We start from the raw sequence: 11,671 nt of genomic DNA on the forward strand, positions 1-11,671 counted from the left end.
TTCGCCACAGCCCCGGGGATCGCTCCGGGCCCGGCGACCGGATGACCGACATGGACGGTGCGCAGAACGGCCAGCTGCCGCTGGTGGTGATCACCGGCGGGCTGGGGCGCGTCGCGACCGTGGTGCTGCCGTGGCTGCGCAAGCGCTACCGGGTCCGGCTGGTCGACCGCGCCGTGCCGGCCGGGCCGAGCGAGCTCCCGCTGGTCCAGGCCGACATCGGCGATCCCGCGTCGGCCCGTGATGCCCTGGCCGATGCGGACGCCCTCCTGCACCTGGCGGGGAACAGCAGTCCTTGGCAGAGCTGGGACAGCGTGTACGCCGCGAACGTGTGGCCGACCCAGGTGGTGCTCGACGCCGCGGCCGCACACGGCGTACCGAAGATCGTGCTCGCCAGTTCGCTGCATGCGTCGGGGGAGCACAACCGGCCGCGGTACTGGCCGGTCGATCCACGGCTCGACCCGCGTCCCTGCTGTCCGTACGGGCTGGGCAAAGCGGTGCTGGAGGCGCTCGGCCGGACGCATGCCGGTCGCACCGGCGGCTCGGTCACCTGCCTGCGGCTCGGCCTGACCGGCTGGCCGCTGACTGAACGCCGCTACCTCGGGCAGTGGCTCTCCGACGACGACGCAGGCCGCCTGACGCTCGCAGCGCTCCAGGCCCGCGAGCGGTTCGGCGTGCACTTCGGCGTTTCCGCGAACACCCGCAACCACTGGGACATCACGTCCGCCCGGCACGAGCTGGGCTACCGGCCCGAGGACGACAGCGAGGCCCTTGCAGAGCGGGCAGGCCCGGCGTCGGGCCCCGTCTGCCGGCTGTTCGACCCCCAGACTTCCGAATGAGAGGTTGACCATGACCACAACGACCCCGGGGCTGTCCCGCCGCAGGTTCCTGGCCATCGGCGGAGCTGTTGCTGCTAGTACGGCGGGTGGCGCGCTCGCGGTGGGCTGCTCACCGGCGTCCTCGACGAACACGCCGGTGGCCACCGGCAGCGGATCGTCCGCGAAGGGCGTCGTGACGGTGATGTCCCAGGCGGGAGAGTTCGGCCCGAAGGAGGCCAAGGCCGCGTCGCAGACGCTCGGCCTGACCGTGAAGACGGTCGAGTACGACCTCACCAAGCTCACCGCGATGCTTGCCAGCGGCAACCCTCCGGACGTGGTCCGGGGCATGGGCGCGACCGACACGCCGTACCTCGCGGCCCGGCAGGTGGCCGAGGACCTCGATCCGTACTTCGCGAAGAGCTCGCTGATCAAGGCCGACGACATCGACCCGGTGAACGACCTGTGGCGCTTCGACGGCCAGAAACAGGGCGCCGGCCCGCGGTACGGGTTCGCGAAGGACTATTCGCAGGACGCCATGCTCTGGTACAACTCCGCGCTGTTCGACGCTGCGAAGGTCGCGCACCCGAGCTCGGCCGAGCCCTTGCCGTTCGACGAACTGCTCGACCTGGGCCAGCGGCTGACCAAGCGCCAGGGCGCCAAGGTCAGCGTGTACGGGCTGAACCCGAACGGCTTGAGCGTGTTCATCACGCTCTGCGGAATGACCGCCTCGGCCGGCGGGAAGGTGCTCGCCGACGACCTCGCCTCGGTCGACCTCAGCAGCCCGGAGGCGTTGCGGGCGGTCACCTGGTATCTCGACTACGCCAAGGCCGGCATCGGCCCGACCGTGCTGAACCCGGATCCGAACGGCTGGGACGGCCCGACGTTCCAGGCCGGCCGGATGGCGATCGCCACCGACGGCTACTGGTTCGGCGGGCTGTTCGGCACCGACGCGAAGAACGCGAAACTCGCCCATCTGCTGCCGGCGCCGCAGTTCGGCACCGGCCAGCGGATCAGCCCCTGCTACGGCGCCACCGGACTGTGGATGCCGAAGGCCGGGAAGAACAAGGACGCCGCCTGGGCGGTGATGGAGTGGTTCCTGGCGGGCGCACCGGCCAAGGCTCGCGCGGCGGGCGGCTGGGGCATCCCGCCGCTGAAGTCGCTGCAGAAGCTGATGCCGCAGACCCAGCCGTTCCAGAAGGAGGCGTACCAGGTCCAGATGGCCGAGCAGAAGCACTTCTCGGTGATGTCGTTCACGCCGTTCGCGCGGCTGGACGCGATCGACGGGATCATCGGCCGGGAGCTGCCGAAGGCAATCAAGGGGACGAGCTCGGCCGCCCAGTTCGCGGACGCCGTGACGAAGCAGGTCAACGAGCAGCTCGCCGATGGAAAGAAGCGGTTGCGGTGACCTCCACGCCGACCGACGTACGACGGAGCCCTGCGCCGACCCTGGTGACGTCGCGGGAACGCCGGAAGAAGAAGCCGCCCAGCCTGAAGCGGGCGCGCACCTTCTACCTGTTCGTCGCGCCGTGGGTGCTGGGGTTCGTCGGGCTGACCGTGTTCCCGCTCGGCTACGCCTTCTGGCTCAGCCTGACCGACTCTGACGGGTTGTCGCCGCGGACGCACTTCGTCGGCTTCGACAACTACCTCGAGGTCTTCCGCGATCCGCTGACACTCAGCTCACTCGGCCGTACCGGGCTGTTCGCACTGATCACGGTGCCGCTGTCGATCCTGGCCGGGCTGCTGCTCGCGGTGATGCTCAACCAGCCGATCAGGGGGCGAGGTCTGCTCCGCGGGCTGATCTACCTGCCGGCAGTGGTGCCGCCGGTGGGTGCCGCGCTGACGTTCCGGCTGATCTTCGACCGGGACGCCGGCGCCGCGAACGGCATCCTCAGCGGCCTCGGCTCGAACCCGATCACCTGGCTGGTCGATCCGAACGTCCGCTATGTGCTGTATGCGCTGGTTTTGTGGGGCTGCGGCGGATCGATGATCATCTCGCTCGCGGGCCTGCAGGACATCCCGAAGGAGCTGCAGGAGGCCGCGCTCGTCGACGGCGCGTCGTACTGGCAGTCGTTCACGCGGATCACCGTGCCGTTGCTGTCGCCGGTGATCCTGTTCCAGGTGATCACCGGGATCATCGGATCACTGCAGTCGTTCGCGCCGCTGCTGCTCTCGTCCGGCACGTTGAGTGGCGCGGGGACGGTGCCGCAGGGCAACTACCTCTACATGATCCACGTGTTCGCGCAGTACTTCAGCGCCGCCCGGTTCGGGTACGCCTCGGCAATGCTGTGGCTGCTGTTCGGCGTGATTCTGCTGGTCACGCTGGTGATCCTGAAGGTCAGTGCGCGCACGGTCTTCTACACCGTCGAGCCGGAGGGCCGCCGATGAACCGCTCCTACCGCTGGGCTCTGTACGTCGTCCTGCTGGCCGTCGTCCTGGTGATGCTGAGCCCGATCGTGTGGCTGGTGTCGACGTCGCTGAAGTCACCGGCCGAGATGGCGTCGTTCCCGCCGACCTGGTGGCCGGCGCACCCGCGCCTCGCGAACTACAGCGAGGCCGTCAGCAAGGTCAACTTCGTCGGCGCCGCCCAGAACTCGCTGGCCATCGCACTGATCAGTACGACGCTGACCACGCTGAGCTCGGCGTGGGTCGGGTTCGGGTTCGCCCGGCTGACGGCGCCCGGGAAGAAGCAGCTGTTCGTGATCCTGCTCGCCACGATGATGCTGCCGGGGATCGTGACGCTGGTCCCGACGTACCTGATCTTCGCCAAGCTCCACATGGTGAACACCTACTGGCCGTGGGTGGCGTGGGGGCTGGGCGGCAGCGCGTTCCTGATCTTCCTGTTCCGGCAGTTCTTCGCCGGGATCCCGCGGGAGCTGGAGGAAGCGGCGATCATCGACGGCTGTGGGTACATCCGGATCTTCTGGCGGATCTTCCTGCCGCAGTCCTGGCCGGTGATCGCGGCGAGCGTGATCCTGTCGTTCACCCACGCGTGGGGCGACTTCGTCGGCCCGGCGATGTTCCTCAGCCAGGACAGCACGACCCTCGCGGTCGCGATGGCCTCCGGTTACGTCAACAGCCAGGGTTTGCCGTTGAACAACCTGGTAGCCGCCGGCGCCGTCCTCTACGTCCTCCCCGTCCTTCTCCTCTTCCTCTTCATGCAACGCCGCTTCGTCAGCGGCTTCACCACCTCCGGGATCAAATGATGAAGCTTCAGTTCGGAATAGCAGCGCTGCTCGTGGCAGCGAGTCTCACCGGCACCGCGCAGGCGGCGGACAGACACTTGCCGCGGGCGAGCGAAACCACCTGCACCGCCGGTGGGCAGCAACGGCCCGCAGGGATGCGGCTCACCTGGCACGACGAATTCGGTGGTCAGGCGCTGGACCGGCGGTTTTGGAGCACGGTGATGGACTTCCCGGGGCGCGCGGGTGGGCACTACCACAACACCTCGTACGGGAGTTACGCCGTCGACGACAACGTGGTGCTGTCGCGCGGCAAGTTGCGGCTGGTGACCGACAACAAGCCTGTGACGGGGACGGATCCGGTGGGGACGTACCAGTACACAGAAGGATTCATCTCCTCGCACGACAAGTTCTTCCAGACGTACGGGTACTGGGAGATTTGCGCGAAGTTCCCTGCCGGCAAGGGTTTGTGGCCGGCGTTCTGGCTGATCCCGCAGGATCGCAGCTGGCCGCCGGAGATCGACGTTGCCGAGTGGTTCGGTTCGATCGAGAGCATGCACAGCGGGCTGGCGTCGGGCACTTGGCCGGACGTCCGCTGGGACAGCCACTGGGCGACCGGCCTCGCACCGACGACCGGCTGGCACCGCTACGGCCTCCGGTGGCAACCGGGCCACATCACCTTCACGGTCGACGGCGTACCGACGTCTACCATCACAGGCGACCAGGTGCCGGACAAGCCGATGTACGTCGTCCTGAACAGCGGCACCTGGGCGAACGCCGACCGGGGCGGACCACCCGACGCGACCACCCGGTTTCCGAACTCGTTCGACGTCGACTACGTCCGCGTGTACAGCGCGAAATAGGGCGGAATTCGCCTGTGGACAACCCCGATCCGCCTCCGAATGCCCGTACCTTCTCTGCCGACCGACAAGGAAGGCGGGTGTCAGACAAATATGTACTATTCTCAAGCCATGGCTGAAGTTCCGATCCGGATGTTGAACCAGGAGACGGCCCGGGTGCTGGCCCGGGTCAAGCAGGGCGAGGAGATCGACATCACCGAGCGCGGCGTCGTCGTCGCTCGCCTGATCCCCACTGAGCCGGCGCCAACGGCCTGGCTGCTCGCGACGGGCAGTTTCCGGCCGGCTCGCCTGACGAGATCCTTCTCGCGACCGAAGGGAGAGGTTCGGACTGATCACGAGGCTGGTGCGCTCCTGGAGCAGATGCGGGACGAGGAGCGCTACTGATGATCTATCTGGACACCGCGGCACTGGTGAAGCTCGTCCGACGGGAGGCGGCGTCGGACGAGCTCGTCGATTGGCTCAACGGACAAGTTGATCCGATCTTCGTCTCGTCGGCCTTGGTGGAAGTGGAGCTGCCGCGCGCTCTGCGACGGTCGGAGCCTGCCCTGCTCACGGCCGCGCCGGCAGTCTTGGCGCACGTGTCGGTTTACGACGTCGACGAAACGGTGCGCAGTACGGCGGCCGCCTATGACGACCCGTGGATCCGCTCGCTGGACGGGATCCACCTCGCTACAGCGGACGCCGTACTGGGCGATGATCTGACCGCGTTCGTCACCTACGACCGTCGGCTCCTGGCCACCGCCAAGGCGATCGGGCTCCCCGTGGTGAGCCCTGGGATGGCGTGATCCACAGCGCCGTCAGGCGGCCTTGGCCGAGCCGTCGGCGAAGGCGGCGACAGCGGGTGTGGTCGTGAACGCGGGAGGGCAGTTGCTCGTCCCTCGGGGCGTCCTCGGCGTGCCTCGCGAGGCTGTCCACGATCAGCTGCTCCCATGGGTCCACCAGCGCCTCCCACTGTCAGCACGCCAGTGGGGGCCTGGATGTTGCAGCAACTCAGTCAGGTGATCAGTCAGCTTCTGGCAGCGGTTCGGTCGGAAGGGCCAGCTTCTCGTCGGGCTTGGCCGCGAGTACGTCGTTCACGTACGAGCGGGCCGCCTCCATCGTGTCGATCTCGTGACCCGCCTGCTCGGACAGGAACCAGCGGTGTTCGAGCACCTCGTGGAAGATCTCAGCGGGCTCGAGTTTGCGGCTGAGGTTCCGCGGTACCGACCGGACGACGGGCTCGAAGACCTCGGTCAGCCACTGGTGCGCGACGATCTCCTCGTCCTCGTTCTGCTGGTCGGTCGCGGCGGCGAACGAGTCCAGGTCGTTGAGCAGCCGCCGGGCCTGGTTCTCCTCGACGTCCAGGCCGGTGAGCCGCAGCAGCCGCCGCGAGTGGTGGCCGGCGTCCACGACCTTCGGCTGGATCCGGACCTGGCTGCCGTCCCAGTCGGTGATGATGTCGATCTCGGCGACGTCGAACCCGAGCTCGTTCAGCCGCCGGATCCGGGAGTCCAACCGGTGCATCTCGTCGTTCGCGAACTCCTCCGGAGCGGTCAGCTCCGCCCACAGCGCCTCGTACCGCTTCTGGATCGACTCGACCGTCTCCTGCGGGTCGATCGACTCGTCGAGCAGCCCGCCCTCCTGCAGGTCGAGGAGCTCGCCGAATAGGTTGATCTCCGCCGTGTAGAGGTCGTGCGCGCGTTGTCCGTCGGAGATGTCCTGGTGCAACTCACCGGTCTCGGCGTCCACGAGGTACGCCGCGAACGCGCCGGCGTCGCGGCGGAACAGCGTGTTGGACAGCGAGCAGTCGCCCCAGAAGAAGCCGAGCAGATGCAGCCGCACGATCAGCGCGACCAGTGCGTCGATCAGCCGGTTGACGGTGTCCGGGCGCAGCGTGCTGGAGAACAGCGCGCGGTACGGCAGCGAGAACTGCAGGTGCCGGGTGATCAGGATCGAGTCGATCGGCTCGCCGTTGCGGTCCATCCGGTCGGTGATCACGCCGACCGGTTCGACGGACGGCGCCTCCAGGCGTTCGAGGTCGCGGAGCAGCCGGTACTCGTGCATCGCCAGGTGCTCGAGGACCTCCTTGATCGCGTACACGGTGCCGTTGACGCGGACGAACCTGACCACGTGCCGCGAGATACCTCGCGGCAGCGCGACCAGTTGGTCTTCGGGCCAGTCCTCCAGCGGGATATCCCACGGGAGCGACAGCAGACCGGTGTCCGGGCGGGTGGCGACGAATCGAGGCACGAGTACCAGTCTGGCAGCAAGCTGACCTCGCAGGGAGCCGATCCGGCCTGCGAAACGGTGCCCGCAAGCTCTTGCAAGAATTTGCGTGAACTGGCGTAGAGTTTGCACCATGACTCGACGACTTGCAGAGGTGGCCAAGAAGGTCGGCGTCAGTGAGGCGACCGTGAGCCGTGTCCTGAACGGGAAGCCCGGCGTCTCCGATGCCACCCGGGAGGCGGTGCTCACCGCGCTGGACGTGCTCGGGTACGAGCGGCCGACCCAGCTCCGCGGCGACCGGGCGCGGTTGGTCGGCCTGGTGCTGCCGGAGTTGCAGAACCCGATCTTCCCGGCGTTCGCCGAGGTCGTCGGCGGCGCGCTCGCGCAGCAAGGTTTCACCTCCTTGCTCTGCACCCGGACGCTCGGCGGTGTGTCCGAGGCGGACTACGTGGACCTGCTTCTGCAGCAGCAGGTCTCCGGTGTGGTGTTCGCCGGCGGGTTCTACGCGCAGGCCGACGCGCCGCACCAGCACTACAAGCTGATCCAGGAGCGGAAGCTGCCCGCCGTACTGGTGAACGCGGCGGTCGACCACCTCGGCTTCCCGCAGGTCTCGTCGGACGACCATGTCGCCGCGGAGATGGCGATCGGCCACCTGCGGGCGCTCGGGCACCGGCGGATCGGCATGGTGCTCGGGCCGCGTGACCACATCCCTTCGCGGCGGAAACTGGACGCGTTCCTGGCCGCGGAGGAGGCGGATCCGGAGCTCGTCGAGCACAGCATGTTCTCGCTCGAGGGCGGGCACGCGGCGGCCACCAAGCTCGTGAACGCAGGCGTCACCGGCATCGTCTGCGCCAGCGACATCCTCGCGCTCGGCGCGATCCGCGCGGTCCGCCGGGCCGGGCTGAGTGTCCCGGACGAGGTCTCGGTGATCGGGTACGACGACTCCGCGATGATGAACTGCACCGACCCGCCGCTGACCACCGTCCGGCAGCCGATCGACGCGATGGGCCGGGCCGCCGTGGACATGCTGGTCGCGCTGATCGAGCGCGCCGCCGTACCGGCCGACGAACTGCTCTTCGAGCCCGAGCTCGTCGTCCGCGCCTCCACAGCGCGAGCCCGAATCTAGGCACCCCCGAGCAGCCGCCGACCGGTGCGGTCGGCGGCTGTCGTTTGCCTGCAGCAGGCAATCTCCCATGAGAAGTCACGTTTTTGCAATGTCAGATCGAAGTATTGCGTTCGTGAGTTCAGTTCCCTACGGTGTCGGCACGAGTCGAGGGAGAGGGTGGAAATGACCACAACGCGTCGCGGGCTCAGCCTGCTGCTGGTGATGGGACTCGGGCTGGTGGCCGCGTCCTGCGGAACGGCCGACAAGAAGCAGGCGGGGGACTCGGCCGGCGGCCAGGTGACGATCACGGTCGGCTGCGAGCCGCCGAAGAGCAACCCGAAGGAGCGCGAGGCCTGGGAGGCGGACGTCGCCACGTTCCAGAAAGCGCACCCGAACATCACGGTGCAGGGCAAGGACGCGTTCCCCTGCATCAACCCCGACACGTTCCAGGCCAAGCTGGCCGGTGGGACGCAGGAGGACCTGTTCTACGTCTACTACACCGACGTCCGGAAGATCATCGAGAAGAAGCAGGCGGCCGACATCAGTCAGTACGTCGGCACCGTCGGTGCGGTGAAGGACCTGCGGCCGGACGTGATGGGCGTGTTCAAGGCCAATGACAATACGGACAAGACGTACGGGCTGCCGCGGAACAACTACAACATGGGCCTGGTCTACAACCGGAAGCTGTTCACGCAGGCGGGGCTCGATCCGGCGAACCCGCCGAAGACGTGGGACGACGTACGGGCGGCTGCGAAGAAGATCGCGGCGCTCGGGCCGGGGTACGTCGGGTTCGGGGAGTACTCGGCCGGCAACACGGGTGGGTGGCACTTCGCCGCCGAGCTGTATGCGCGCGGCGGGTCGATGGTCAGTAACGACGGAAAGACCGCGGCGTTCAACAGCGACGCAGGCAAGGCTGTGCTGGAGAACCTGAAGCGGATGCGCTGGGACGACAACTCCATGGGCAGCAAGCAGCTGCTGCAGTGGGCGGATCTGATGCGCATGATGGGCGGCGGCAAGCTCGGCATGATGATCGGGGCGCCGGACGTCGTGCAGTCGGTGAACAACGACTTCAAGGGCAAGTTCGACGACTACGGGGTGACCGCCGTACCGGAGTCGGGTGGGCAGTCGTCGCTGAGTGGTGGCGACGGGTACATGTTCAACCCGAAGGCGTCGCCGGAGAAGATCAAGGCCGGGCTGCAGTGGCTGGAGTTCCATGAGCTCACGCCCGGGAAGGGGCAGTTCGACTACGCCCGGGCCAAGGCGCAGGGGCGTCCGGTCGGGCTGCCGATCCCGGACCTGTACGGCGAGAGTGCGCCCGGGCAGCAGATCAACGCACTACGGAAGCAGTACGCGACGGTGCCGGTCGACAACTTCACGCCCTACGTCGAGGCCCAGGGCAAGATCACCAACAAACTCGAGCCCCCGAAGGCGCAGGAGCTGTACGCCGTGCTCGACGTGGCGATGTCCGCGGTGCTGACCCGCAAGGACGCCGACGTCGGCAAACTACTGGCTGACGCCGAATCCAAGGCCAACAAGATCCTGGCGAAGAACACGTAATGGGAGACAAACTCACACACACCCGCCGCCCCCGCTCTGCGGGGACGGCGGGTGTTGGAACAGAGGAAGTGGTGCGGGCCGCGGAGGTGGTGAGGTGGACAGACGACCCTCCGGTCCCCGACACAGCAGGTGCTCTACGTAGGGCGGTTGGGCGGAATCTGACTGCGTATGGGTTCTTGTGTGGGGCAATGATCTGTTTTGCGTTGTTCTCCTGGTATCCGATGGTCCGGGAGATCGTGCTGAGTTTTCAGCAGAACAACTTCGTCGACCCGGGAAAGTGGGTCGGCTTCGAGAACTTCAGGACCGTGTTCGCGGATCCCGCGTTCTGGGCGGCCTGGTTGAACACGGCGGCGTTCAGTGGGCTGGCGCTCGTGATCGGGTACGCCGTGCCGTTCGTGCTGGCCGTCGTACTCAACGAACTGAAGCACGCGAAGGCCTACCTGCGGTTCGTCGTCTACCTGCCGGTGATGCTTCCCCCGGCGGTCGCCGTACTGCTGTTCAAATGGTTCTACGACCCCGGCTCGGGCCTGTTCAACCAGGCGCTGGGCGTCGTACACATCCCGCCGCTGAGTTGGCTGGACTCCACGAGCACCGCGCTGATCAGCCTGGTCATCGTCTCGACCTGGATGAACCTCGGCACCGGCACGCTGATCTACCTCGCCGCGCTACAGAGCATCCCGGGTGACCTGTACGAGTCCGCCGAGCTGGACGGTGCCGGCCTGCTGAAGCGCGTCCGGCACGTCACGATCCCGCAGACCAAGCTGATCCTGCTGGTGATGCTGTTGCTGCAGATCGTCGCCACCATGCAGGTCTTCATCGAGCCGTACCTGCTGACCGGCGGCGGCCCGGAGAACGCGACCGTCACCGTGGCGTACCTGATGTACCAGTACGCCTTCAACTTCGGCGACTTCGGCGGCGGGTCCGCGCTCGGCCTGATGCTGATGGTCGTACTGCTGGTGTTCTCCACGATCTACCTGCGGGTGTCGCGCGAGGAGGCTGAGCGATGAGGACGCTGGTCTCCCCGCTGGCGTTGCGTACGCCGCGCGGCCGGATCGTCTACTGGACGGTCCTCGTGGTGACGGTGGTCGGCTTCACCGGGGCGTTCGTGTTCCCGCTGTTCTGGATGGTGACCGGGGCCCTGAAGTCGCCGGACGAGCTCGCGCAGATCCCGCCCAGCTTCTTTCCGAAAACGTTTGACTTCCAGGTGTACGCCGACGCGTGGGATCAGCTGCAGCTCGGGGTGTTCCTGAAGAACACAGTGCTGTACGCCGGTGGCGCTTGGCTGTTTACGCTTGCCGTTGATGTGACCGCGGCGTACGCGTTGTCGAAGCTGCGGCCGGTGCTCGGAAAGCTGGTGCTCGGGGCGATGCTGGCGACGTTGATGATTCCGCCGATGGTGCTGCTGCTACCGATGTACCTGGTGGCCAAGGATGTGCCGCTTGTGCATGCTGACCTGCTGAACACCCCGTGGGCGATTTGGTTGCCAGCGGCAGCTAACGGGTTCTTCGTGTTCCTGCTGAAACGCTTCTTCGACTCGATCCCGAAGGAGCTACTGGAGGCGGCGGAGATCGACGGCGCCTCACCGCTGCGCATCCTGTGGTCGATCGTGCTGCCGGTCTCGCGTCCGATCATCGGCGTGGTGTCGATCCTGTCGGTGGTCACCGTCTGGAAGGACTTCGTCTGGCCACTGCTGGTGCTGCCCGAAACGGAGAAGATGTCGATCAGCGTAGGAATCGCGTCCCTGTCCGCCCAGATGCCCCAGAACGTCCTGATCGCCTCGCTGGTCATCGCCAGCCTGCCGACGATCCTCGTCTTCTTCGTGTTCCAAAGAAGCATCATGTCCGGCCTCACCGCCGGAAGCCTCAAAGGATGAGAGCACTCGCCGCTGGCGGGGAACTGAACAGATGCCCTCGGTCCGAGCGGAGCGAGGGGCGGGTTGAGAGGAGAACG

Annotated in this window: 12 protein-coding genes; 11 read left to right on the plus strand and 1 reads right to left on the minus strand. The window is 67.0% G+C overall.

Annotated features, from left to right (window positions below; all coding sequences use genetic code 11):
* The first annotated feature begins 41 nt into the window (after positions 1-41).
* The 7 genes from JOF29_RS29135 (at position 42) to JOF29_RS29165 (ending at position 5,639) form a co-directional block, all read left to right on the plus strand.
* Positions 42-836: an NAD-dependent epimerase/dehydratase family protein gene (locus JOF29_RS29135; protein WP_209697602.1), complete on the plus strand. Its 795-nt coding sequence runs from the start codon at positions 42-44 to the stop codon at positions 834-836.
* Between the two features lie 10 nt (positions 837-846).
* Entirely contained in the window at positions 847-2,220 is a 1,374-nt protein-coding gene (locus JOF29_RS29140; RefSeq protein ID WP_209697603.1) for an ABC transporter substrate-binding protein, read from the plus strand.
* Positions 2,217-3,200, plus strand: a complete 984-nt coding sequence (locus tag JOF29_RS43710; RefSeq protein WP_209697604.1) for a carbohydrate ABC transporter permease — start codon at positions 2,217-2,219, stop codon at positions 3,198-3,200. The genes JOF29_RS29140 and JOF29_RS43710 overlap by 4 nt, the downstream gene beginning before the upstream one ends.
* Entirely contained in the window at positions 3,197-4,018 is an 822-nt protein-coding gene (locus tag JOF29_RS29150; protein WP_209697605.1) for a carbohydrate ABC transporter permease, read from the plus strand. Before JOF29_RS43710 ends, JOF29_RS29150 begins: the two co-directional genes overlap by 4 nt.
* The gene (locus JOF29_RS29155; protein ID WP_209697606.1) at positions 4,015-4,857 is read left to right on the plus strand and encodes a glycoside hydrolase family 16 protein; all 843 of its coding nucleotides are present in this window, start codon (positions 4,015-4,017) and stop codon (positions 4,855-4,857) included. Before JOF29_RS29150 ends, JOF29_RS29155 begins: the two co-directional genes overlap by 4 nt.
* 108 nt (positions 4,858-4,965) lie before the next feature.
* Positions 4,966-5,238, plus strand: coding sequence for a type II toxin-antitoxin system Phd/YefM family antitoxin (locus JOF29_RS29160; RefSeq protein ID WP_209697607.1), 273 nt, complete (start codon positions 4,966-4,968; stop codon positions 5,236-5,238).
* Complete coding sequence (locus JOF29_RS29165) at positions 5,238-5,639, plus strand: type II toxin-antitoxin system VapC family toxin (protein ID WP_209697608.1); 402 nt, start codon at positions 5,238-5,240, stop codon at positions 5,637-5,639. Before JOF29_RS29160 ends, JOF29_RS29165 begins: the two co-directional genes overlap by 1 nt.
* Before the next feature lie 217 nt (positions 5,640-5,856).
* Here the strand turns inward: JOF29_RS29165 and JOF29_RS29170 are convergent, their stop codons facing one another.
* The gene (locus JOF29_RS29170) at positions 5,857-7,083 is read right to left on the minus strand and encodes a DUF4032 domain-containing protein (protein ID WP_209697609.1); all 1,227 of its coding nucleotides are present in this window, start codon (positions 7,081-7,083) and stop codon (positions 5,857-5,859) included.
* Between the two features lie 109 nt (positions 7,084-7,192).
* On the opposite strand from JOF29_RS29170, the gene JOF29_RS29175 reads away from it, so the two are divergent.
* The 4 genes from JOF29_RS29175 to JOF29_RS29190 all read left to right on the plus strand — a co-directional run bounded on the left by JOF29_RS29175 (position 7,193) and on the right by JOF29_RS29190 (position 11,594).
* Positions 7,193-8,185 carry a LacI family DNA-binding transcriptional regulator gene (locus JOF29_RS29175; RefSeq protein ID WP_209697610.1) on the plus strand — a complete coding sequence of 331 codons (993 nt, stop codon included), beginning with the start codon at positions 7,193-7,195 and terminating at the stop codon, positions 8,183-8,185.
* 162 nt (positions 8,186-8,347) lie between these two features.
* Entirely contained in the window at positions 8,348-9,721 is a 1,374-nt protein-coding gene (locus JOF29_RS29180; RefSeq protein ID WP_245359571.1) for an ABC transporter substrate-binding protein, read from the plus strand.
* 188 nt (positions 9,722-9,909) lie between these two features.
* On the plus strand, positions 9,910-10,728 hold the full coding sequence (locus JOF29_RS29185) for a carbohydrate ABC transporter permease (RefSeq protein ID WP_245359573.1): 819 nt from the start codon (positions 9,910-9,912) through the stop codon (positions 10,726-10,728).
* The gene (locus JOF29_RS29190) at positions 10,725-11,594 is read left to right on the plus strand and encodes a carbohydrate ABC transporter permease (protein ID WP_209697612.1); all 870 of its coding nucleotides are present in this window, start codon (positions 10,725-10,727) and stop codon (positions 11,592-11,594) included. The genes JOF29_RS29185 and JOF29_RS29190 overlap by 4 nt, the downstream gene beginning before the upstream one ends.
* The last annotated feature ends 77 nt before the right edge of the window (positions 11,595-11,671 follow it).

This window comes from Kribbella aluminosa (genome assembly GCF_017876295.1).
Classification (GTDB): domain Bacteria; phylum Actinomycetota; class Actinomycetes; order Propionibacteriales; family Kribbellaceae; genus Kribbella; species Kribbella aluminosa.

Bases quoted from the DNA above. Each gene is read 5' to 3' on its own strand.
- JOF29_RS29135 (WP_209697602.1), top strand. From the start codon at position 42: ATGACCGACATGGACGGTGCGCAGAACGGCCAGCTGCCGCTGGTGGTG.
- JOF29_RS29140 (WP_209697603.1), top strand. From the start codon at position 847: ATGACCACAACGACCCCGGGGCTGTCCCGCCGCAGGTTCCTGGCCATC.
- JOF29_RS29150 (WP_209697605.1), top strand. From the start codon at position 3,197: ATGAACCGCTCCTACCGCTGGGCTCTGTACGTCGTCCTGCTGGCCGTC.
- JOF29_RS29155 (WP_209697606.1), top strand. From the start codon at position 4,015: ATGATGAAGCTTCAGTTCGGAATAGCAGCGCTGCTCGTGGCAGCGAGT.
- JOF29_RS29160 (WP_209697607.1), top strand. From the start codon at position 4,966: ATGGCTGAAGTTCCGATCCGGATGTTGAACCAGGAGACGGCCCGGGTG.
- JOF29_RS29165 (WP_209697608.1), top strand. From the start codon at position 5,238: ATGATCTATCTGGACACCGCGGCACTGGTGAAGCTCGTCCGACGGGAG.
- JOF29_RS29175 (WP_209697610.1), top strand. From the start codon at position 7,193: ATGACTCGACGACTTGCAGAGGTGGCCAAGAAGGTCGGCGTCAGTGAG.
- JOF29_RS29180 (WP_245359571.1), top strand. From the start codon at position 8,348: ATGACCACAACGCGTCGCGGGCTCAGCCTGCTGCTGGTGATGGGACTC.
- JOF29_RS29185 (WP_245359573.1), top strand. From the start codon at position 9,910: ATGATCTGTTTTGCGTTGTTCTCCTGGTATCCGATGGTCCGGGAGATC.
- JOF29_RS29190 (WP_209697612.1), top strand. From the start codon at position 10,725: ATGAGGACGCTGGTCTCCCCGCTGGCGTTGCGTACGCCGCGCGGCCGG.